Here is a 22,443-nt window from a genome sequence, read left to right as displayed (position 1 = left end):
CGCGGTCCTCCGCAGGGCTGCCGAGGAAGCGGCCGCACCAGCCGTGCAGTCGGCGATCGGCCCGCCGATCAGCAGGAAAGCGAGCGGGCGGCAGGCGCGGTCGGGGGGGCGCGTGGATCCCGGCCGTGCGTCCACCGCGCGAGCGCCCGCTTGCCCGCATCGGTTCTCCCCTTCGCCTCCCGTGGAACAGCGATGGGCCTCCACCCCGGATGGGTCGATCAGACCCTGGGCCGGCGGTCCGCCAGCCTGAGCCAGAGCTTCGAACAGACCGCCCGTCCTTGCCTGCCCAGCGCATGAAACGGTCGACGATCTTCTTCGGGCCGTAGATCTCGCGCGGTGCGTCCGCCCGACGTCCGCCGGATTTCAGCCCGTGACCGATGCCGCCGATCACGCGCGGGTCATCGACGCGCTCCTTGCCTCGCGTATCGGTGGGCAGGTGCGGAGCGATCTTCGCAGACTGCTCGTCCGTCAGCCAGAAATGATCCATCGGCGCCTCCGGCAGGAGCCGTGAACACATCCTGCCGGGCCGCGCTATCGTTATGGGGACGACACTAAGACGGCAGGCTGCCGGCTCACTTTTATTGAATTAATACGATCCATTTTCGATTAAAAGCAGAAGCTATTCCTTACTTTGCACCCTGAATGGTCGACGACTCGTGGCGATTTTCCGATATGGCCAGTGGTGGGATGCAAACGAATGCCTTGAGACTCGGATAAGCCGCGTTCATTGCCGCATCGATCGTGTTGTTTTCGATCACGACCCCACAGCCCGGAAATTCGATCAGCTGATTGGAAAGCGGAAGACAGATCTTCATGAGGTTTCTCGCGCCGAGGGGTGAAACCGTGTACGCCATTACCCCGAAGCTATGACGCAAACGGAGCGGCACGTTCAGCCCGGCACGATCACGGAACTCTGCAACCCGAGCGCGAAGATCATCCTGTTCGAACTGCAGCTTGCAGCGAACCCCTTCGACAACCTCAAGCCAGAGAAAGGCGTCGAAGTTCACCCCCCAAAGAACGACATCCCAATCGGAGGGAAGCGCGTCCAGGATTGTGCGTGCCCCGGCATGAAAATCTCTCGAAAAAATCGCGTCGTCTTCCGCAATCGTTACACAGACATCCTCGTCCGCTGCCTTGGTCCAGAGACCGATATGGGAGTGTGCATTGCCCAAGGCTGGATTTGTATAGCGCAAATCTCGATGGATCATCCCGGTCCTGGCAAGTTCGTCGCGATCCAGGTTTCGGCCTTCCACAGCGTCCGGCCGGACAACCTGGAGAAAATCGTTGCGATGCATGAATGTTTTCAATCGCTCAGCGTCGCGATCCAGGTTGATGATGTGAACGGGGACATTCCGGTCGGCATCGATCATCGTCTTGTGCCTCGGCCACACGGGACATCGAAAACTATTGATTCAAAAGAGCAGACAACAACACAGAGCGAGTTTCTTAATAATTTTTCTCGTCGAGCAAAGGCTTGTGCGTTCGTGCGCAATACGAAAAATCTTTTGCTTGTATCTATGAATATAAATTTCAGATTTTCCATCAAGACATTGCCTTTTCGTCCGAATATCAATCAAGCCGCAGTACGGTGATCGTATTTGCCTGGTTCCGGACTCCCTGCTTTCCGCTCCCGATCCGCAAAGCCAATTCGACTTATCCAAGTGGCGAGCTCATGATAACGCGTGATGTGCGGCTGCGGCAGGAGCAATCTGGCGGACAGAGGCGCATTTACATCTGCCTGAAAGTCATCCACACGATGTGCGACAATCGAACCTGCGCCAGATGCCTTCCATCCGTCACGATGAATTGCAAATAAAGTATTTTGTTATAAATTTGTAAGCGCCCTCATAAGCCATATTGTGCCCACCGGTCGACAACGCATCTCGATCGGCATGCGCCATCCAGCCTTCGACCATATACGGAACATCGTCAGAAGGGACGTTGTGCAAGAATATTGGCACCTGATGATGATTGAAATACATGGCTAAAACGATGTCGTCATTTGCGCGACAAAATTTATCGCTTGATGTGTCGACTAAATATCGATCAAAATCGTCCTTGATACAATTCGGAGGATACAGGACCCCACCAAACCCTTCGAGCATCGTGCATGCGCCGTGCCCGTACCAGGGTTCGAAGAGACCTCCTTCTTTCAGGTTGCCTCCATAACGGGTGAGTATCCGATCTTCGTTCGGACCAGAGATAGATGTCAGCAATCTCAATTGATTTCGCGGATATCGGCAATCGTCGTCAACCGACCATATGTACGCATCGTCATGTCGATGCCGGAGCAGGGTGGGGGCGATCTTCGTGATCGGCCCATAATCATCGGTTCGAAAAACCGCGATCTGACCTTCCGAAACGAGCCAATCCGGAAGAATGTATTCTTCTCCATTGCGCTTGCAATGGAACGGAATATTGATCTCCAGACGATCGACAGCCACGTCCTGATGGAGAACAGACTCGATGACGGGCTCGATCTCCGCGATACGGGACGGTATCGTCGTCATAGAGGCAATGATGCGCATCTCGATCCCGCCTCGCTGATGCAAGGAAGACTATTATTGACGCAACTGGACAACATTCGCAAGAACCTTGCTCCTGCATCAGTTGCCCATTCAGGAATCGGAAGCGATCGCCGCCAGTTCTGCCAAGAAACTCCGCGTCTGCCGCCGGTCGCGGGACGAGCGGCAAACGGGGCGGCGACCCTCGCGCCGATCGGGTCCACCGAAGCGCCTGCGTCGGCATCGCCACCCCCCTCGCGGTCGCGACTCCCGACAAGGGCCAGGAGCGTTTCGCCGTTCGGACGTGCCGCCGTCGCCTTGAGCGGATTGTCGACCGGCTCGCCCCGTGTCGAAGACTTGCGCCGCTCCCACGATGCGGCCCCCTGATTGCCGCCTCACGGCTGGCAAGACCTCCAGAGACGAGGCGCCGCTGCCGAGGACTGTGCAAACCCGGATGAGCAGAGATCGATCCCGATCAGCGCGAGCAGATCGTCGTCTTGATCAAATCGGGTAATAAACCGGCCGATCCCAAGCTCTTGCAACTCGCACGCCACCGACTGAGATACGCACCCAGAGGCAATGCCGCCCGTTCCGGCCAGCGATTGAGCGCACCGATGTCTTCCAACAGTGCGGGACGCGCCATCAGGGCGGGTAGAAGTATGGAAACCGCCGCCTTCGCATGGTCGGACAGTCCGACGAAACCCTCCAAGGCCGATCTATTGCGGTCGAACCAAGAGCTGGACGTTCCGAGGCCTTGAAATGACGCAATCTGATTGTACTGGGTCAGAATGTTATCTCGATAATGGCTTATCTCCTTCCCATAGCCCGCATCTCCCGGAAACGGCGGGGTCCTCTCCCAATCCGCCGCCAGGTTGGCGAGACCGCGGAGCGAGAAGCTTTCAGCGATCATTTCTTCAACCCACTGGCATGGCGCGCTGGGTTTCGCTTCGCTGTCCCAAGAATTACTCACGACATGACCCAGTTCGTGGCCGAACTGATAGGCCAACTGGGTCCAAGCACGCTCGCCCACGTCGACATGGATGATGGCAGTATCGCTCGCATCCCGATGCAGCCAGACCGCGGGTGGACCGGCAGGGCAATTCTCGATCCGTAATATCTGCGGCTGCCGATCGGACACCATACGGATGCCGGAGCAGCAGGCCTCCCGCATGCGGCCGATCACGAGCGCGGCCGACCGTGGCGGCGCGAGCCATTCGCCCCGGACTTCGACAGGATTCGCCAGGATCGGAGCGCTGCCTGCTCTGGTACGGCCGAGGCTTATCATGTATAAACCTCCAGCAAAAGCGACGCTCCGACGTGAGATCAGCCTATCCCGCATGTGTCGGGCTGCGGCTTAGCAGGATGCGCGCCTGTTCGGTATCGCTTCGTATGTCATCGCGCGCCATGTAGCCGTAGATCTGACGATTATCGATGTACTGTACGACATTGCTCTTCCGAGCGCTGTCGGAAAAAATCACATACTCGTGCCTGTCTGTTCCGTCCTGATAGTTGAGCAGCGGGATGACGTCGGTCCGGACGAGGTAGGTGCAATGGACCACCGGCATTTCGACGACACCTGTGATCCAGCGGTTCAACACCCAATCGTACTGGTCGCAATGACTGTAGTATCCCTGATCATCGACCGCCGCATGGTAATTCGAGTAATAGCTTCCTCTCTCCACCGATCGTAGAAAGGGGGCCACGATGGGCAACTGCAGCGCCACCAGTTCGCGAAGCGTGTTTGGCCGAATGAAATTGTCGACATCGGCCGTGAAGTAGAAATCGCATCCATGATGGATCGTCCGTTGAAGGCTTTCCTGACGGATGCGCCCCAGGACCCGGAACCGCGTCGCGTTCCACTCGTGCAATTCGTAGGTTTGGACGGGATCTTCGACGTCGCTGGCATCGAACTCGACGGCCGCATACTGAGCGCCGAATGTCTCGATCCACTGCGCCAGGATGTTCTCCGTCTCATCCGTATTGTTGTTGGTTCTTATATAAAGTACGATCTTGGATTTCGGATAATCCATATTTCTCAAGCAGTCGAGATAGAGTGGGAGCGCTGCGGCCATCTGCTTCGCCAATATCGCGACCAGCACGCGGGCATCTGCGGCGGCGGGTTTCAGCTCCCGCGCGGGGCCGATCTCGTACTGCTCAAGGAAATTCGGCGTCGCGCGCGAGCCCAGACGGACGGCGGTCTTCTCGTCCTGGATCTTCGTCAACGACGCACGGGCATTGGCCTCGACCCGAGCGCGTTCCGACAGCGGGAGCCTGTTGTCCGCCAGAAGCTTCAGACAGGCCTCTAAGCATTCGCTATAATGTCCCGCCCAGTAAGCGTTGATGGCGAGCTTGTCCAATAAGCCGTAATCGTAGACCCATTTGGAAAGAAAGAGTCCGCCTGCGGGTTCGACGAGATGAGAACCCGCTTTGGCCGCAGCGAAGCCCTCCTCGTTGCGGCCGTGTCGAAAATAGAGGTCGCTGATGTGATAAAAAGCTTCCGCGCGAGTCCCGCAAACCGCTATGGCGCGTCGGTAGACGTCAGCGATCTCGTCGACGGGCCGGCCGAGACGATCCATGAGGTGGCCGGCTTCCAATAAACTGATGTACACCTCTTCGGTCCAATAACCCATCTCGCTCCGTGCGAGATAGGCATCCAGGGCCTTCTCGAGCTGATTGCTGTCTCGGTAACTTTGGCCAAGATAGAACGTATACCTTGACCGAAGGAAACTGTCGCTCTCAACATCGAGGGCGTCCTCCAATCTGCGGGCGTCGCGGCGATAAGTGTCCGGATCCTTTTCTCGGGCGCCGCCCGATGCGCCCGATGCGATGTGAAATCCGATGGCGTCTCCCGATGTGACGCCGTCCGGTGCCTCGATATACTCGTGCAGCACGCCCTTGTAGTAAAAATCCCTTTCGTTCGACATGATTTGAGGGCGCCAATATCTTATGCCGCCACGTCGGATCTCGACGTTGTAATAATCATGGCTCAAAGACGCTTTGAATTTCTGCGGGTCGAAACCGTCGTCGAAGGTGAGCGTTTCGTCCGCGTCCATGACGAAGGCGTATTCGACGACGTTCCGCGCTCTGAGATGGCGCAAAGCCGAGCTTCGATTTGTGGCAAAGTCCTGCCACGTCTCCTCGACGACGTCCCCCGATACATGATTCCGCTCGAGCCAGGAACGAATGATGTCCTGGGTGCCATCCGTCGATCCGGTGTCTGAGATGAGCACGTGGTCGATCAGAGGAAGCATGCTCTCGAGGCAGCGCTCGATCACGCGCGCCTCGTCCTTGACTATCATGGACAAGCCAATTTTTGCCATGGTCCCGTTCTCTCCCGATCAAAGAGGCGAGCGGCTGACAAGAATTTTCAGTACCCCCGTCCGGACGCATGGCGCACATGAAAACCGGACTTCGTTGATATATTACAGATTTCAGGGCGCCGATAAGACGCATATGTTGCCATATCTTCGCCGGGTAGTATAGCTCGCGCGGTGTAACATCAATCTGTCGGCAGGAACGATCTGGACCGAATCGTCCCGGCTCGAAAAGCTCGCATGGGGTGAGATCCCGATCTCGGAGGGCACAGAACCGCCCCTCGGTCAGGTGCCGGACGACGGGGCCGCGGACCGGCTGGGCTATGCCGACGTCTGGTCGACCAGCCGCTGAGGCTATCCCGGACAAGGTCGCAGGCCTTCCCGTGTCGCGAGGTGCTGCTGGATGCGACGGTCGGCGAGGGCTTCCGTGCGTGTGGGCGGTGTCTGCCCGCAGGCGTGAGGTGCGTCTGGCGCTGCCGAGGGAACGTCGCCGTCGGTCGGGACCAAGAATTACCATTCGGTATGCGCGCGGCCACGGCGCATCGAAGCCACCCGCGCAACACCGATGCCGCCCCCATGCGCACCGCTCGTGGTCTCCGTGGCGGTCCGGCACCGGAGCGGTTCGGGCGCCGGACGCATCTCGCCTCGCCCTGCGCGGCCCGCGCCGAACGTGGAGAGGCCGCAGCGGCGAGCTGCGGCCTCTCTGTTCCGGAGGGCGCCCGGAAAGGCGCCCTCCGCATGTCACCCCAGTCAGCTCGGCCGACCCAGATTGTTGAGCAGATCGGTCGGCGAGGACGTGGTCGAGGACGCGCCACCCGCCGTCGACCGGCTCGCTCCGAGCGAAGCGCTCGCTTGGGTCGTCGCGTCGCCCGAGCTTCCGCCGAGCCGGAACGCGTTCATGAGAGTTAGGATGTCTTGTTGCGCGGCCGTATCGCTGAGTAGGCCACTCACCGAGCCGTTGTTGGAGATCAACCGGCTGATGAGGTCTCCCAGCGATCTCAGGACATCCATGTCGGACACGCTCGAACCCTGAGTCGACTGAGCGAAGACCGGATCCATCCCCGTGCTGACGGATCCCTGATCGATCACAGCTCCAGCGCCGCCGTTCGATCTCGTCGCATCCGCCGAGTCGTAACCATGGTGATGATCGTGACCATGGTGGTGGTGGTGGTGATGGTGGCCTCCAGTGGCACCCGTCGCGCCCGTGCTGCCGGTCGAGCCGGTGGCACCCGTCGAGCCGGTGGAACCGGTCGCTCCGGTGCGGCCCGTGGCTCCAGTGGCACCCGTCGAGCCGGTCGAACCCGTCGCTCCGGTGCGGCCTGTGGCTCCAGTAGCACCCGTCGAGCCGGTCGAACCCGTCGCGCCGGTGCGGCCCGTGGCTCCGGTGGCACCCGTCGAGCCGGTCGAACCGGTCGCTCCTGTGCGGCCCGTGGCTCCAGTGGCACCCGTCGAGCCGGTTGAACCCGTCGCTCCTGTGCGGCCCGTGGCTCCAGTGGCACCCGTCGAGCCGGTTGAACCCGTCGCGCCGGTGCGGCCCGTGGCTCCAGTGGCACCCGTCGAACCGGTCGAACCGGTCGCGCCGGTGCGGCCTGTGGCTCCGGTGGCACCCGTGGCGCCGGTCGAACCCGTCGCTCCGGTGCGGCCCGTAGCTCCAGTGGCACCCGTCGCGCCGGTCGAACCCGTCGCGCCGGTGCGGCCCGTGGCTCCGGTGGCACCCGTCGAGCCGGTCGAACCCGTCGCGCCGGTGCGGCCCGTGGCTCCGGTGGCACCCGTGGAGCCGGTCGAACCGGTCGCGCCGGTGCGGCCTGTGGCTCCAGTGGCACCCGTCGAGCCAGTCGAACCCGTCGCTCCGGTGCGGCCCGTAGCTCCGGTGGCACCCGTCGCACCGGTCGAACCGGTCGCGCCGGTGCGGCCCGTGGCTCCAGTGGCACCCGTCGAGCCGGTCGAACCCGTCGCGCCGGTGCGGCCCGTGGCTCCGGTGGCACCCGTGGCGCCGGTCGAGCCGGTGGCACCCGTCGAACCTGTGGCTCCGGTCGAACCTGTGGCTCCAGTCGAACCCGTAGCTCCCGTCGAACCCGTGGCGCCGGTCGAACCCGTGGCTCCGGTCGAACCCGTAGCACCGGTCGAACCCGTAGCACCGGTCGAACCCGTGGCGCCGGTCGAACCCGTGGCGCCGGTCGAACCTGTGGCTCCAGTCGAACCCGTAGCACCGGTCGAACCTGTGGCTCCGGTCGAACCCGTGGCGCCGGTCGAACCGGTGGCTCCAGTCGAACCCGTAGCACCGGTCGAACCCGTAGCACCGGTCGAACCCGTGGCACCGGTCGAACCGGTGGCGCCCGTCGAACCCGTAGCACCGGTCGAACCGGTGGCGCCGGTCGAACCCGTGGCGCCGGTCGAACCTGTGGCTCCAGTCGAACCCGTAGCACCGGTCGAACCCGTAGCACCGGTCGAACCCGTGGCGCCGGTCGAGCCGGTGGCACCCGTCGAACCCGTGGCGCCGGTCGAACCTGTGGCTCCGGTCGAACCTGTGGCTCCCGTCGAACCCGTGGCGCCGGTCGAACCCGTGGCTCCCGTCGAACCCGTGGCGCCGGTCGAACCCGTGGCGCCCGTCGAACCCGTGGCTCCCGTCGAACCCGTAGCACCGGTCGAACCCGTAGCACCGGTCGAACCCGTAGCACCGGTCGAACCCGTGGCGCCGGTCGAGCCGGTGGCACCCGTGGCGCCCGTCGAACCCGTGGCGCCGGTCGAACCCGTGGCGCCCGTCGAACCCGTGGCGCCGGTCGAACCCGTGGCTCCCGTGCTGCCGGTGGCTCCCGTGGCACCGGTCGCCCCCGTGCTGCCGGTCGCGCCGGTGACGCCGACCACGCCGGTGATCGGGTACCCGCCATCGTTGGTGAACGTTACGCTCGTGCTTCCGGCACCATTGGTGGCGCTCTGCGTGCCACCGCTGAATGCGACCTGCGCGGTGGTGATATTGATGCCCGTTCCCGTCGCATCGTAGATCGCGAATTGCTCATAAATCCCCTGGCCGAGCGCCGCGGAGAAGGAAAAGCTACCGCCCGTCGAGAAGGGATTCGGCGTATCGGCCACCGTAGATCCGAGCAGGATCCAGTTCCCATTCTGCCTGGCGTAGAAAAACAGCTGATCTCCGGCATCCGCTGTTCCGGAGAATGCAACGAGGCCGTCGCTTGAGGTTCCGGACAAGTTTTCGTTGGCCATTGCAATCTCCCTCGCTATGGCTCTTGCCCACCTTCAGTCTTGGTGGCGCCGGCCTCTCGAACAACGGAAATCAGATCTGTTTTCGCACAATGCAGCGCATACGAGGCAGCATGCCAGCACAGGGGATCCTCCTATCGCGAGACAAATTGGCCGAGCCATATGCCAGAGGTTATAATTCGTTAACTAAACACGCCGGACCCAAAACCGAATCACGGTCAGGCGGATGCGAAAGCAGATTTCACGAGACGATCTGCGGACCCGGGAGGCGCCGAAGTCGAAAAGGTTAAGAAGTCTATAACCAGTGGCCTATTCCAGCCCGAACCGCGGGCCGGCATGATCGTGAGCGGCGGGCGCGCCCGCATGAGACGCACCGAGCGGGCGCCCCCTCAGGGTGCCTGCCCGAGCTTCGCATGACCCGATCAGACGACGTGGAGTCGCCATGCACCAGCGCCCGACACCCGCGGGGCCGCGTTCGGAGTTCGAGAGGTGAGCGTCTCAGACCGTGCGATGTCGCGCGAGGCGCAGGCGCGTATCATGGCGGTCGTGCGGGTCGCACACCACCATGGCGCTGACCTCGATCCCGCCGACTACCCGCGCGAGTCCGAAGGTCCGGTACCGGCGCCGGCCTCGCTCGCGGCATGGGCAACGGCGTCCGGCCTTTGGGCCAGGGCGGTGCGCATGCGCCGGTCCCAGCTCATGCGGCTGGAACACGTCGGCCCCATCGTTGTGTTTCTTGCCGACGGGCATGCCGCCCTCATCACGCGCCGCGATCGTGAGCGAGGCGTCTGCTTCATCGAGGGACCGACGGGCCCCAGCGGCACCGGCATCGAGATCGACGAGCTGCGCCTTGAGCGGGTCTGGAACGGCGAGGCCCTTCTCGTCCGCCGCTCGCGCGCGACGACGGACGACGAGGCCGCCTTCTCGCTCGGTTGGCTCGCCAGGCTCGTCCTCACGGAGAAGCGCAATCTCCGCGAGATCCTGACCGCCTCCCTGGCGGTCAGCGTTCTGCAGATCCTGCCGCCATTCCTGGTCATGGCGGCACTCGACCGGGTTCTGACCCACAACACGGTGTCGACGCTCACGCTGATCACGCTCATGCTGGTCCTCGTGACGGTCTACGAAGCGCTGATCAGCTACGCGCGGCGCGAGATCGTCGAGGTGATGTCGACCCGGATCGATGCCCGTCTGAACGTTCACGTGTTCCGGCGCCTGCTGGCCTTGCCGATCGAGTTCTTCGAGCGATCCCCGACCGGCGAGACGACCCATAAAATCTCGCAGGTCTTCAAGATCCGCGACTTCCTGACAGGGAAGCTGGTCTCGACCGTTCTAGACCTGCTCACGCTCGTCGTCCTGCTGCCGTTCCTGTTCTACATGAGCGTGACCTTGGCGTGGATGGTGCTGGTCGCGTCCGCCTGTGTCGGGGGGCTCGTGCTGGCCTTCCTGCCGGCGATCCGGACCGTCTATGCGCGGCTGATCGCGGCCGAGATCCAGAAGGGCGGGACCCTGGTCGAGACCGTGCACGGGATGCGGACGGTCAAGTCGCTGGCGATCGAGGACGTGCGGAAGCGCGAATGGGACGAACGCGTCGCCGAATCGGGCAAGGCGCGGCTGGCGGCCGGCCGTATCGTCAACTGGGCGCAGACGCTCTCGCTGCCGCTCGAGCGCTTCATCGACCGGGGCATCCTCCTCTGCGGCGCGTACATCGTGGTCCTGGCCCCGGCGGGAACGACCGGCATCACCGCGGGCAGCCTGATCGCCTTCATGATGCTCGGCGGCCGCGTCGCGAGCCCGCTGATCAGCTTCGCCAAGCTGCTTCAGGACATCGAAGAGATCCGCATGTCGATCAGCCAGGTCGCGGAGGTGCTCAACCATCCGACCGAGACCGAGGCGGCACGGAGCGGCCTGCGCCCCCAATTCGCGGGACAGATAAGCTTCGAGGAGGTCGGCTTCCGGTACCCGGGCGCGCAGTCGGCGGCCTTGCGCGAGGTTTCCTTCAGCATCCCCGCGGGAACGATGCTGGGGCTGGTCGGCCGCAGCGGGTCCGGCAAGTCGACCATCGCGCGCCTGCTGCAGGGGATCAATCGCGATTACACGGGCCGGTTGAAGATCGACGGCTCGGACCTGCGCGAGATCAACCTCACGCACCTGCGTCGGAGCTTCGGCGTGGTCATGCAGGACAACTTCCTGTTCCGGGGGACGGTGCGCGAGAACATCATCGCCGGCCGGCCGGGCTTGACCTTCGAGGACGTGATCCGCGCCGCGCGGCTTGCAGGCGCGGAAGAGTTCGTCGAACGGCTGCCCCGCGGCTACGAGACCTGGATCGAAGAGGGCTCCGCGAACCTGTCGGGCGGCCAGAGGCAGCGGCTCGCGATCGCCCGCGCCCTGATCACGGATCCGAGATTGCTCATCCTGGACGAGGCGACCAGCGCGCTGGATCCCGAAAGCGAGGCCCTGGTGAACGCGAACCTCCAGCGGATCGCGAGCGGCCGGACCATGATCATCGTGTCCCACCGGCTCTCGTCCCTGATCCGTTGCGACCAGATCCTGGTGCTCGACAAGGGCAGTGCGATCGCCATCGGTCCCCATGACCATCTGGTCGAGCATTGCACGATCTACAAGCAGTTGTGGCAACAGCAGAATCGGCATCTGGAGGAGGCGCGTCCGTCCCCGATCTACCTGAGCGCCACGTGAGCGGAGACCGCAGGCTGCGCCGTTCGCTCCGGACGAACGCGGCGCCGAATGGAGCAAGCCCTCAGGTTGTTCTGAGCCACGGCCATACGGAAACAAAGGCTCGCCGATGAGTAACTCTCTCGCAAGCTGGTTCAATTTCCGGATCAGGCGCCTCTCGCCCGTGGAGGCGGATGTCGGTCCGGTCCTCCTGGAGTTCCAGTCTCCGACGGCGGCGCTCCTCGCGATGCCGGTTCAACCTGCGGCGCGCAGCATGCTCGGCGTGGTCCTCACGCTCGTGATCGCCTCGGGCCTCATCCTGGCCACGTGTCCCGTCGACGTCGTGGTCACGGGCGGGGGGCGGATGGTGTCGACGAGCCCGACGATCGTCCTTCAGCCCTTGGAAACGTCGATCGTCCGCTCGATCAAGGTTCGCGAAGGCCAAGTCGTCCGCGCCGGCGAACTCCTTGCCGAACTCGATCCGACCTTCACCGGCGCCGACGCACGGGCCCTGGAGAACCAAGTTCTCAGCCTTCAGGCGGAGGTGGATCGGCTGACGGCGGAGAGCACGGGATCGCCGTTCCATCCGTCCTCGGCCGACGCCGCGACCGTGATTCAAGTCGCTCTCTACGGGCAGCGACAAGCCCAGTACCGGCACCAGATCGAGAGCTACGATCAGAAGATCAGAGGTTTGGAGACGCAGCTCGCGCGCGCGGACCTCGATGCCAAGGCGTTCGGCGAGCGCGCGGAGATCGCCGGGATCCTCGAATCGAAACGCCTGCAGCTGGAACGCCTCCAAGTCGGCAGCCAGATGAATCGCCTGGTCGCTCAGGACCAGCGCATCGAGATGCAGAGGAACCTGAAGGATGCGACCGCGTCCGCGGGCCGGGCCCGGAACGACCTCAATCAGATGATCGCCGAGCGGGATGCCTTCTCGCAGCACTGGAAATCGCAGATCAGCCAGGAGATCACCCTGCGGCGCCGCAGCCTCAACGAAGCCCAGGAAGGCCTGCGGAAGGCGACCCTCCGTCGACAGCTGGTCAATCTGGTGGCCGAACAGGACGCGATCGTCCTGAATGTCGCCAAGGTGTCGGTCGGTTCGATCCTGCAATCCGGCGAGCAGCTCATCACCCTGGTGCCGCGGGACACGCCCCTGGAAGTCGAGACGCGCATCGCGGCCGACGAGGCGGGTTACGTCCATCCCGGACAGAAAGTCAGCGTGAAGTTCGATACGTTCCCCTTCGTGCAGTACGGCATGGCGGACGGCGTCGTGAAGAGCGTGAGCGCCGATAGCTTCACCGGGCAGCAGGAGACGCAGCGAAGCAGTGTCGGCGGGCAGGCGGCCAACGGGGTCTGGTTCCGCGCGCGCGTGGAACTGACCGCGATCAAGCTTCACGGACTGCCCGATAACTTCCACATGACCGCCGGTATGCCCGTGACGACCGATGTGATGGTCGGGGATCGAACGATGCTCAAGTATCTGTTCGCCCGCCTGCTGCCCGTCGGACTTGAAGGGATGCGGGAGCCGTGAATAATCGCCACTCTTCGGAGGCGTGCGGCGGATGAAGATCGTCGACAGGTTCCTGGCTCCGGCTTCTCCGACCGCGCGGCTCAGGCTCGGCCTCAGCCTGCTGGAGAGCGGCCGGTTCAAGGACGGCGTCGCTCAGATCAGCCGGGCGGCCCAGGGCGGCTTGCCGGACGCGCAGTTCCACCTCGGGCAATGCTACCTGGACGGGACGGGCGTCCCCGAGAGCATCACCGAAGCCGTCCGCTGGATGACCGCCGCGGCAGAAGGCGAGCATGCGGAGGCACAGTTCAAGCTCGCGTTGCTGTGCATGCGCGGCGATACCGGGATGGCGGAGCAGAGGTCTTCGCTCGCGGACGAGTTGGCCTTCGACCGCGCCGACGAGCGAAAGCAATCCGATCCCGTCTCCGCCATCCTCTGGGCGCGACGGGCCTCCGCCAACGATTCGCGCGAAGGGCAGGCCCTGCTCGGCTACATTCTGACGGCGGGCCCGAACGCCCTGCGCGACGAAGCCGAGGGGGAACGCTGGTACATGGCGTCGGCCGGGGCCGGCTGTCCGCAGGGGCATCTCGGCCTGGGACTGCTGCGTCTGCGGAAGCAGACGCCCGAGGACATTGCGCTGGCGGTCGCCGAGATCGAGAAGGCGGCGGCGGCCGGCTTGGGGGATGCGTTGTTCCTGCTCGGTGCGCTCACGCATGCGGGTATCGGCGTGCCGAGAAGTGCGGCACGCGCCGTCGAGCTCTACGCGCGGGCGGCCGAGGGCGGCATCGTCGCCGCCCAAACGAGCTTGGGTCTCGCACTGCTCAATGGCGACGGCGTCGAGCGGAATCCGATCCTGGGGGAGACGTGGCTCAGACGCGCGGGTCTGGCCGGAGACGCACACGCCGCCGCGCTGGTCGGGCACCTGCATGCCAGAGGTGGCGATCTGGCGCCCAATTTCGCCGAAGCGGCGCTCTGGCTCGAGCGCGCGGCAAAGGCCGGCTATGCCGGTGCGGCGCGAACGCTGAGCCAGCTCTACCAGGTCGGCCTGGGCGGCGCTCAGGACCCGGACAGGGCCGCGCACTGGCTGCGGGAGGCGGCCAACCTCGGCAGTGAAGTCTCCCAGGTCGATCTCGGAAATCTGATCCTCGCCGGTGAGGGCGCGCCCGGCGACGATGTGCGGACCCGCCACTGGTTTGAGCGCGGCGCCAGGCAGGGCAATCTGGCGGCGGCCTTCAACTTCGGCATCTGTCTGTCGCACGGCATCGGCGGTGGATACGACGAGGCGCAGGCGGCCCTGTGGCTGCGCAAGGCGGCCGAGGAGATGCCGATCGCCCAGTTCTGGTACGGTCGGATGATCGCCGAGGGCCGAGGGGTCGTCGGCGATGCCGTGGAGGGCCGGGCCTGGATCGCGCGCGCCGCCGAAGGCGGCGTCGCGGAGGCGCAGGCGATGCTGGGCGAGATGATGGTCAACGGCCGAGGGGGCCCCGTCGACCGCGTCCAGGCCTTCCATCTGTTCGAGCGCGCGGCCGAGAGCGGGCATGTCGGGGCAATCTATGCTCTGGCCGCCATGCTCGACGGCGGGTACGGTCTGAAACCGGACTTCCCCCGTGCGTTGAGCCTGTTCAGAGCAGCGGCGGAGGCAGGACATGCGGATGCGCAACTGGCTGCAGGTCGCTACCTGGCCCGCGGGCTCACGGGCTCGAAGGACGAGGCCGAGGCACGGCGCTGGTTCGAAGCGGCACGCGGGCAGGGTGTCCGTGAGGCTGCCGCGGAACTCGAACAGCTCGATCAAATCAGCTTTCCGAAACGCGACGACAGTGGATCCGCTTTTTTCGCGGCTTAATTATACTTTGACATCGCGGCCTTATCGGCCTAATAAGGCCACGTATCTCACATGTTCCTTAGTTCTGCTCGGCTCGATCCTGATGCGACCTGCCGAGGCGGACATGTTGCGGAGACAAGCGATGAGTGGCTGGGTCGTAAAAATTACGAAGGCCGGGAATTTCACTGCGCCGAAGCTTTACGCGGTCGCGGAGGCGGATCCGCGCCGGGCGCTGTACCTCGTCAACAAAGCCGCCGACGGCGCCCCGCCAGCCGATCGCGTCGAGACGGTCGGCGAGCTCTCGCCGGATGCGGTTCACAATCTCGGGCTTGGGCCCGAAGAGATCCGTGACGTGACGGCCAATCCGCCCGCTCACTGACCGGCCCACGGCCGCACCATGGCTTGCAGGCCACGCATCGGCCGGTGAACCTGATCGAAGCACCGTTCACGGGATCCGGAGCAGCCGGATCCCGTGCGCGCGCGTCGGCGGCAGGGCGATGACCCGGACGCTCATGCGCCGCGATGCCGGAGATGATCCGGCTGATCGTTCGCTGCGGCGCACGGGCGGTGTCCGGTTGCAACGCGCACGGTCCACAACGGTGAAGCTGTGACGGGCGCGGCGTGCCCCCTCTCCCGTCCAGGGGAGGGGACCCGCGTCTCATCCGGACGACACGGCAGCCTCGTGAAATGTGCCGTGCGCACCGCGATCGGGCAGGATCCGGACGCCTGCCGCGGCCTCGAACGTCATGTGCGAGGGCAGGGGCGCCCAAGCATCCCCGCGCCCACCGGATATCGACCGGGGCGATGCCATCGTGCGTGAGGGGGCAAGGCTGAAGTGTCGGACCGGTCCTCGCGCCGCCCCGTGCCGGCCGACGCATCTCCCACCCGGAACGGACCAGAGCGTCCAGTCCTCAAGGCCGAAGTCCCCCTCCGCGCGACTGACGACGGGCATCGGCGCCGCGTGTGACGGCCGGTTCGGTCCGCGCTCAAACGCAAGCGATCGTCAGGACCTCGGGACAAAGGACTGAAAATTCAGATTTTACAGACAATCGCGATATACAGATTCATATCGCGACTTGAATACAATCTTCTGTCGATGAAAATAGTTGACCCACCGGGAAACCGCTCCATTCTCATGGCCGCGAACCGCAGACGGCGACCGAGACTGTAACCTGCTTCCGATCCACGAGGCACGCCCTCATGCGTCAGATGAAGCACATCATCGATGGGCTCACCCGACCCGCCGGCGGCAACTGGATTTTTGCAGCCGCCTTCGGCGCCGTTCCGATCCTCTATCTGATCCCCGCAGCAAGCCGCTTTTATGTGAACGATCACGCCGTCTTCGCGATCATACCCTGGTGCGCGAACAGCCTCTTCCTGGCCATCCTGCTCCGTACGCGCCGGGAAGCGTGGCCGCCGGCGATCGCGACCGCCGCGGCCGCCAACTTCGCCGCTCACCTGTTGATCGGCAAATCGATTCTGGCGACATCCGGCATCGTCATCGCGGACGTGTTCGAAATCTGCGCGACGGCGGCACTTTTCAGGCAGATAAACTGCGGAGCAAATTGGTACTTATCAGTCAAAACCATCCTCCTTCTTACGGTCTTCAGCTCGCTCGCCTGCCTGCTGAGCGCGGCATTCGAATTCGCCTGGATCCGTCTCCTTGTTCCCGTAACGGAGCGGCCGATCATCCAGGCCCGGTCTGTCACCGAAGCCCTCGACTTGCTCGTAGCCCTGCCCTTGGTGCTGAGCTGGACTGAACGGTCTCTTCTGGAAAAGCTCGACACCCGGAAACTATCTCGAATCGCCGTTCTGACGATCGCGAGTGCGGCCGTCAGTTACGCTCTGCTGGTGTCCCACACGCCGTTTCTTTTTCTCGCGATACCGCTGTTGCTGTTGGCAACGCTCAGCGGCGGATTGTTGGGCAGCAGCGCGGCGGTCTTCGGTGTGTCGCTCGCCGTTCGATTGTTCACCTTCAACGGATCGGCGGCCCTCAGCGCGACCAAGGGCGCTGCGAGTGCCGAATTGCTGATCATCTACAATTTGTTCGTCCTCACGGCCCTCTTATCGGCCATCCCGTTGGGCGTGCTTCTCGCCCGACTTGAAAACGCGGCGCACCGCTTGCGTGAGGCGGGCGCGGCGGCCGACCGCGCGCGTGAGGAAGCCGAAGCGGCACGTGACAAGGCCGAGACCGCGGGCCGGGCGAAGAGCGATTTCCTGTCCGTCATGAGCCACGAGCTTCGAACACCCATGACCGGCGTGCTCGGCTTGGTGGACCTGCTCGCGAAGGAATCCCTGACGGACAATCAGAAAATAAATCTCGATCTCGTCAGGCAATCCGGCCATCATCTTCTGAGTGTGATCAATAACATTTTGGATTTCTCAAAGATCGAGTCCGGAAAATTCGAAATCGAGTCCACGATCTTCTCGCTGAGATCCCTCTTCGATGAAGTATGCGCGACGACGCAGCCGCTCTGCCACGACAAAGATATCGCGTTCAAGGAAGACTATTCCGAACGTATCCCAGCTTGCGTGATCGGTGATCCGACCAAGATCCGGCAAGTCTTGCTGAATTTCGTCGGAAATGCGATAAAATTCACACATCATGGAACGATCAGGATTATCGCAACACATCGCTCGATCAATGAAAACAAGCTCTTGCTCCGGATCGAGGTGCAAGACAGCGGCATCGGCATCGCTGAAGAGAATCAAGCGGAGGTTTTTACGGCCTTCACACAGGAAGATAAATCGACAGCGCGCCGCTACGGGGGGAGCGGTTTGGGACTGGCGATCTCCAGACGTCTCGTCACCGCGATGGGCGGAACGATCGGTTTTACCAGCTCGCCCGGTTCCGGCAGCCGCTTCTGGTTTGAGATCCCCCTTCTTGAGCATGACGGATCTGACGTCGTGGCCCCCATCCCATGCAGGCCATCGGATCTGCAACCGCGTCGCATCCTCGTGGCCGAGGATATTCCGCTGATCCGCAGTATCATTCGCTCGATGCTGGCATCGGATCGTCATACCCTGATCTTCGCCCAGGATGGCGCCGAGGTTGTCGAATTGGCCAAGCAGGGTTGCTTCGATCTGATCCTGATGGATGTCCAGATGCCGGTCATGGACGGTGTCGAGGCGACGCGGGCGATCCGGCGCCTCGAGGGCCCGGAAAGGAGCCTGCCGATCATAGCGCTCACGGCCAACGTCTACGAGAGCGAGCGCCGGCGCTACCTGGAAGCCGGAATGAACAGCTGCATCGCGAAGCCGATCGATTGGGGTTCGCTGAACGCATCCATTGCTCACTACACGGCGAGAACGCGAAATCTCGTGAGCGGCAGCGCGGTCTCGCCGACGCCTCCACCTCAGCAGTCCGATCTGCTCGACGATCGTAAACTTCAGTCCTTGCAAAAGAGACTGGGTAGCGAGCTCGAATCCCTCCTGCTTCAGGCACTCCGAAATGCCCATGGCACCTGTGCCTATCTCGACCGCACCGATGCCAGCGGGAAGGCGAAAGCGAAGGAGGTCCATGCGCTCAAAGGCATGGCCGGCATGCTCGGGCTCTCAGGGATGCAGCGTCTTTGTCTCGGGTTGGAGATCGAGCTGGGATGCGATCAAAGCATCGGCACCAGTAACGCCGATCTGCGCGCGATGATCACGTCGACCCGGGCAGCCCTCGTCCGAAAGAATTTCCTGACCGAACCGGAATTCGCCGCGCAAACAGGATTGTGATACGGCGGTTGCGGACGGGATCCTTGCCAGTATCTCGCGCCGTTGCGGGTGGCGCAGCGCGCATCGCCGAAGCCCGCGGGAGGAAATCCGCGCACGCGGTCTGCGCGGGGCGCCCCCCGCTCGCGGAGCCGCTCATCGTCGGCGCCCCGCGTTGTGCGGCTCGGGCGGGCAACGTCCGGCTGCCGCGCAACCACCTGCAGAGCGGCACATCGCGCCGAAGGCACCGGCAAGGTCTCCGGGGTCGCACGCGGCGTGGACCAGAGTTCTGATGACATCCGGTTGTCGCGCGACGATCCGATCGCCGATTCGCCAGGTACGCGGACACTGAACACGCATCGCGGATCGTCAGGCCGTCAATATTGTAAATAATAAAACCGCATCCTGCGACCGGTCGAATCAGAAGCGCTGCTCCTGCAATCCGACAACTGAACGGACATTGGCGTAATTTGCCAGCTCGGTCCGATTAGAGAGAGACAACTTCTGAAATATATTATACAAATGGATCTTGACTGTCCCCTGCGAGATATTGGCCTCTCGCGCGATCTGTTTGTTCGTCAGGCCTCTTGCAACGAGCATTGCGATCTCGCGTTCGCGCGCCGTCAGGTTCCGCGTGCCACCGTCCCCGTCCTCGCCATGGTGTCGATCATAGGATTGGCCTTGGCGTTGGATATGGCCGCCTTCAATCCAATCCAGAAGGTCGTCGCTGGCGGAGTCTTTGTGAAAGATCGCGATCGCACCACATTCCGAGGCCGTGGCAAACTCTTCACGAGCGACTGAGCCGGTCAGGACAATGAACTGCGTCTCTGAACCGGCCTGCCGCGCAGCCTGGATGACCTCGACACCTGACAATTTCGGCATCTGCACATCGAGGCACGCGAGATCGGGTTGCAGTTCGAGGATCACCTTCAATGCCGTTTCGCCCTCGCAGCAGGTGGCCACGACATCCAGATTGTTGACCTGCCGGAGCAGGGCGGCCAATCCAGCGAGGACCACCGGATGATCATCCGCGATTATGATACGACGACCGGGGGAACAAGCCATAACGCGTCTCTATACGCCTGCTGTTGCGATCCAGTTATTCTCCGATACGCGAGATCAATTTTTGCCGTATAAAATTCTTATTGAGCGGCACGACTTGCGGACTCGCCGTCTTTCAGCATCGTCCTTCAAATCGACACTCTCAAGCTCACAATCAATCATTCAAATCCGACCGCGAAGATATGATACGTAAAACAACTCCATCGACGGCTCAATTTATGACACATCGACATACGATATGCATCTTCACGCCGCGAAGCCGGAAAGAGCAACATCGATAGACAATGTCTCTTTATAGATGCGCCAATATTGAAAGCTCGGTCGGTATAATTGTATTTAATAGCGGAATTTCGAAGGATTCATCTGTACAGACGGGAAAAACAGGTGTCAAGATTGATTTCTGGCGATGCATATAGGTTAATATTTTGACGATCCGCCGCGGCGAACGGCTCTGCCGGCAGGCCGGTCTTCCGCGGCGCGACCGCGACTGTGATACCGTTCCGACGCGGCGGCGTGACGGACACGAGAGCCGTTTCCGAACGCGTTGCGATGAATCGCGCCACTGGCGCCGCGGGTCCGGACTTGCGCAACGGGCTCCTCTCCCGGGCGGGAGAGGGCCGCGGCGCGGGACGAGACGCTTCAGGACCGAGCGCCGTGGACGCGCGCCGGACTCGGTCGAGATAGTGCTCGTCGCCCCTGCCGCACGGAGCTAAAGACCTTCCCGCACGGTGTCATGATGCCCCGGATCACGGCGGCTGCCGTCATCGCCTATGAAGAGGCGAGTGCGATCCCCGCTCAACGCTGAGCCCTAATGGAAGCGGCCGCTCGGATCGGACGCGGTCATGCTCCGCGCAAGCAGTACACCGGCCTGCATCAGGGCCTGCCGCAAAACCGGCAGCATCTCCTTGGCATGATCCTGCTCAATGAGCCCATGGGCTATCAGCAGGTGGTCGGCCACGAGTTCCAAGGCTGAGCCCGGTGGCGTCGTCGGGCTCACGGGCGGCGGCACGAAGCGCGCCAGCGTGCCGAAGGCACCCAACGGTTCCGAACCGCTCACGGCGATCTCCGTGACCGAGCCGAGATAGCCGAGGAAGGTGCGGCCGGGCGGCCCGAACGAGGGGACGGCCCCGATCATCGCCCAGGCGTAGCTTCCGTCCGCACGGCGCAAGCGTAGGCGCAGGCTGTACTCGCACTGCTGATCGCGAGCCTCGCGCAGGAACGTGACCGCAACCTCATGGTCGTCGGGAAGCACACAAGCGAACCAGCCATGCTCGACGGCCTCGGCCGCCGCCTGGCCGGTGAAAACCGTCCATTCGGGACTGACGTAGCTCACGCCCCCGTCCGCCTTCGTGACGAAGATCATCTAGAACGCTCCTCGGCTTCTGACTCGCATCGGCGCGGAAGCCCGAGCGCCAATCCCCAGACCCACCGAATTCAACTGGAGCGATACTTTTAATTTTCAACCGAGCTCGTTGATTTTAGTCAATTCGTGATCGCGGAACATACATCTTCGATCTAAGGTTTTGCTGATGACATGAGAAAATTTGACGAGCCCGATTGGGCGACGCTGCACCGGCTCGCTGATGCTCTCGGCGTCCCTGTCGAGCGATTCTTCGCCGAGAAGCCGCCTGCTGGCGAAGCCGCGAGCACGGACGAATGCCTGCGCCTGTGGTTCAAGATCGAGACGGAGGAGGGACGACAACAAGCGTTGGAAGCGCTGCGAGGCGTTGCGGAGAGAGAAGAGCCATAGCAACCGGTGAATCCCGACGGCGGAGATGGGCCGCCGAACACATCACCGAGCGCCTTCCGCCCAAAAAGCGTGCGCCGCCGCCGATCCTCCGGCCCGGCGTGGATCATGTGGCCGCGCTGGCAGAAGGCCGCGAGGCTGGCGTCGGCGTTGTTCGAGGTGTCGTGATCGCGGTGTGCGACGGCCAAGACCGTCCGGGTCCAGCGGGCGAGGATGTCGGTTTCTGCCGCGACCCGGAAGGGGCGACCCCGTCCATCGCGCCACCGGCCGGCTTCCGCGTCCCACCAGCGACCATCCAGCGACCATCGCCGAGGGGGTAGACTATCCCCGCCCGTATGGCCGCCCCCAGCCCTTACGGCAGTCTTCCGCCTGCCCCAACCGGCTCACGTCCGAGAGCTGGGGCCAGCCGATGGGGTTGAAAAAGCGATGCTCAGGCCGGATCGGCAACGCGGGGCTGAAAATCCGGTGCGGGGCCCAAGCTGCGGCGAGCCGGCCCACCCATCCTGTAGCCATTTAGCCACAGCCACCCGGCAACGTGCCGGCGGAATGCAACCAACGCGCCGGCGAGATGTTGTGGCGCCCGGATGAGGATCGAGCGGCATATCTCCCAAATCTAACTCATTTTTACAGATAGTTTACTATGCCGCCCCGCCTCATCGCCCAATGGTGTGCCCATAAAACTACAGCTATTTTCGGCACGAACCGGTAGCCATACATCCAGATCGAAATTTGGACCTTACCTCATGACCAAGCTCCTGGCCTCGCTGGCTGCCTTCACCGCTCTGACCGCCGCCGCCTCGGCCGCCGACCTGCCGCGCCGCGCCGCCCCGCCGCCGGTCTTCACCCCCGTCCCGGTCTTCACCTGGACCGGCGCCTACTTCGGTATCAACGCCGGCTACGCC

The 22,443-nt window shown here is 63.1% G+C and carries 15 protein-coding genes and 1 pseudogene; 7 read left to right on the top strand and 9 right to left on the bottom strand.

The genetic code is table 11. The features are described from left to right. Window positions 1-33: 33 nt before the first annotated feature. Window positions 34-436: pseudogene (locus PQI07_RS32390) on the bottom strand (transposase family protein); the annotation flags it as partial. On the opposite strand from PQI07_RS32390, the gene PQI07_RS32385 reads away from it, so the two are divergent. After that, complete coding sequence (locus PQI07_RS32385) at window positions 371-511, top strand: hypothetical protein (protein WP_274929157.1); 141 nt, start codon at window positions 371-373, stop codon at window positions 509-511. The pseudogene PQI07_RS32390 and the gene PQI07_RS32385 sit on opposite strands and share 66 nt — an antisense overlap. 115 nt (window positions 512-626) lie before the next feature. Here the strand turns inward: PQI07_RS32385 and PQI07_RS32380 are convergent, their stop codons facing one another. The 5 genes from PQI07_RS32380 to PQI07_RS32360 all read right to left on the bottom strand — a co-directional run bounded on the left by PQI07_RS32380 (window position 627) and on the right by PQI07_RS32360 (window position 6,877). Further along, complete coding sequence (locus tag PQI07_RS32380) at window positions 627-1,370, bottom strand: glycosyltransferase family 25 protein (protein WP_274928950.1); 744 nt, start codon at window positions 1,368-1,370, stop codon at window positions 627-629. A gap of 426 nt (window positions 1,371-1,796) precedes the next feature. After that, window positions 1,797-2,528, bottom strand: a complete 732-nt coding sequence (locus PQI07_RS32375) for a hypothetical protein (protein WP_274928949.1) — start codon at window positions 2,526-2,528, stop codon at window positions 1,797-1,799. Between the two features lie 451 nt (window positions 2,529-2,979). Further along, window positions 2,980-3,789 carry a hypothetical protein gene (locus tag PQI07_RS32370; RefSeq protein ID WP_274928948.1) on the bottom strand — a complete coding sequence of 270 codons (810 nt, stop codon included), beginning with the start codon at window positions 3,787-3,789 and terminating at the stop codon, window positions 2,980-2,982. A gap of 43 nt (window positions 3,790-3,832) precedes the next feature. Further along, complete coding sequence (locus tag PQI07_RS32365) at window positions 3,833-5,824, bottom strand: tetratricopeptide repeat-containing glycosyltransferase (protein WP_274928947.1); 1,992 nt, start codon at window positions 5,822-5,824, stop codon at window positions 3,833-3,835. 744 nt (window positions 5,825-6,568) lie between these two features. After that, on the bottom strand, window positions 6,569-6,877 hold the full coding sequence (locus PQI07_RS32360) for a hypothetical protein (RefSeq protein WP_179696550.1): 309 nt from the start codon (window positions 6,875-6,877) through the stop codon (window positions 6,569-6,571). 127 nt (window positions 6,878-7,004) lie between these two features. On the opposite strand from PQI07_RS32360, the gene PQI07_RS32355 reads away from it, so the two are divergent. From PQI07_RS32355 to PQI07_RS32330, 6 genes are all read left to right on the top strand, one after another. Further along, on the top strand, window positions 7,005-8,819 hold the full coding sequence (locus PQI07_RS32355) for a DUF4573 domain-containing protein (protein WP_274928946.1): 1,815 nt from the start codon (window positions 7,005-7,007) through the stop codon (window positions 8,817-8,819). Window positions 8,820-9,544: 725 nt separating this feature from the next. Continuing rightward, window positions 9,545-11,728: a peptidase domain-containing ABC transporter gene (locus PQI07_RS32350; protein WP_051044930.1), complete on the top strand. Its 2,184-nt coding sequence runs from the start codon at window positions 9,545-9,547 to the stop codon at window positions 11,726-11,728. Between the two features lie 106 nt (window positions 11,729-11,834). Beyond that, window positions 11,835-13,235, top strand: coding sequence for an HlyD family type I secretion periplasmic adaptor subunit (locus PQI07_RS32345; protein ID WP_274928945.1), 1,401 nt, complete (start codon window positions 11,835-11,837; stop codon window positions 13,233-13,235). A gap of 160 nt (window positions 13,236-13,395) precedes the next feature. Beyond that, on the top strand, window positions 13,396-15,054 hold the full coding sequence (locus PQI07_RS32340; protein ID WP_274928944.1) for a tetratricopeptide repeat protein: 1,659 nt from the start codon (window positions 13,396-13,398) through the stop codon (window positions 15,052-15,054). Between the two features lie 121 nt (window positions 15,055-15,175). Next, window positions 15,176-15,412, top strand: coding sequence for a hypothetical protein (locus PQI07_RS32335; protein WP_043354299.1), 237 nt, complete (start codon window positions 15,176-15,178; stop codon window positions 15,410-15,412). An 821-nt stretch (window positions 15,413-16,233) separates the two neighbouring features. Next, window positions 16,234-18,756 (top strand): ATP-binding protein, encoded by a 2,523-nt coding sequence (locus PQI07_RS32330; protein ID WP_274928943.1) that lies wholly within the window; start codon window positions 16,234-16,236, stop codon window positions 18,754-18,756. Between the two features lie 396 nt (window positions 18,757-19,152). On the opposite strand, the gene PQI07_RS32325 is transcribed toward PQI07_RS32330, so the two are convergent. The 3 genes from PQI07_RS32325 to PQI07_RS32315 all read right to left on the bottom strand — a co-directional run bounded on the left by PQI07_RS32325 (window position 19,153) and on the right by PQI07_RS32315 (window position 21,547). Beyond that, window positions 19,153-19,797, bottom strand: coding sequence for a response regulator (locus PQI07_RS32325; protein ID WP_075379924.1), 645 nt, complete (start codon window positions 19,795-19,797; stop codon window positions 19,153-19,155). Window positions 19,798-20,602: 805 nt separating this feature from the next. Beyond that, entirely contained in the window at window positions 20,603-21,157 is a 555-nt protein-coding gene (locus PQI07_RS32320; RefSeq protein ID WP_043354302.1) for a PAS domain-containing protein, read from the bottom strand. Window positions 21,158-21,253: 96 nt separating this feature from the next. Continuing rightward, window positions 21,254-21,547 carry a hypothetical protein gene (locus tag PQI07_RS32315; RefSeq protein WP_158713319.1) on the bottom strand — a complete coding sequence of 98 codons (294 nt, stop codon included), beginning with the start codon at window positions 21,545-21,547 and terminating at the stop codon, window positions 21,254-21,256. Between the last annotated feature and the right edge of the window lie 896 nt (window positions 21,548-22,443).

Origin of the sequence: Methylobacterium sp. 092160098-2, assembly GCF_028920805.1 — a bacterium.
In the GTDB taxonomy this organism is placed as follows: domain Bacteria; phylum Pseudomonadota; class Alphaproteobacteria; order Rhizobiales; family Beijerinckiaceae; genus Methylobacterium; species Methylobacterium fujisawaense.
This window is presented reverse-complemented; position numbering and strand designations above follow the sequence as displayed.

Coding starts and splice junctions, on each gene's coding strand:
- PQI07_RS32380 (WP_274928950.1), bottom strand. CDS start 1,370: ATGATCGATGCCGACCGGAATGTCCCCGTTCACATCATCAACCTGGAT.
- PQI07_RS32345 (WP_274928945.1), top strand. CDS start 11,835: ATGAGTAACTCTCTCGCAAGCTGGTTCAATTTCCGGATCAGGCGCCTC.
- PQI07_RS32350 (WP_051044930.1), top strand. CDS start 9,545: ATGTCGCGCGAGGCGCAGGCGCGTATCATGGCGGTCGTGCGGGTCGCA.
- PQI07_RS32330 (WP_274928943.1), top strand. CDS start 16,234: ATGCGTCAGATGAAGCACATCATCGATGGGCTCACCCGACCCGCCGGC.
- PQI07_RS32335 (WP_043354299.1), top strand. CDS start 15,176: ATGAGTGGCTGGGTCGTAAAAATTACGAAGGCCGGGAATTTCACTGCG.
- PQI07_RS32365 (WP_274928947.1), bottom strand. CDS start 5,824: ATGGCAAAAATTGGCTTGTCCATGATAGTCAAGGACGAGGCGCGCGTG.
- PQI07_RS32360 (WP_179696550.1), bottom strand. CDS start 6,877: ATGGATCCGGTCTTCGCTCAGTCGACTCAGGGTTCGAGCGTGTCCGAC.
- PQI07_RS32320 (WP_043354302.1), bottom strand. CDS start 21,157: ATGATCTTCGTCACGAAGGCGGACGGGGGCGTGAGCTACGTCAGTCCC.
- PQI07_RS32370 (WP_274928948.1), bottom strand. CDS start 3,789: ATGATAAGCCTCGGCCGTACCAGAGCAGGCAGCGCTCCGATCCTGGCG.
- PQI07_RS32375 (WP_274928949.1), bottom strand. CDS start 2,528: ATGCGCATCATTGCCTCTATGACGACGATACCGTCCCGTATCGCGGAG.
- PQI07_RS32325 (WP_075379924.1), bottom strand. CDS start 19,797: ATGGCTTGTTCCCCCGGTCGTCGTATCATAATCGCGGATGATCATCCG.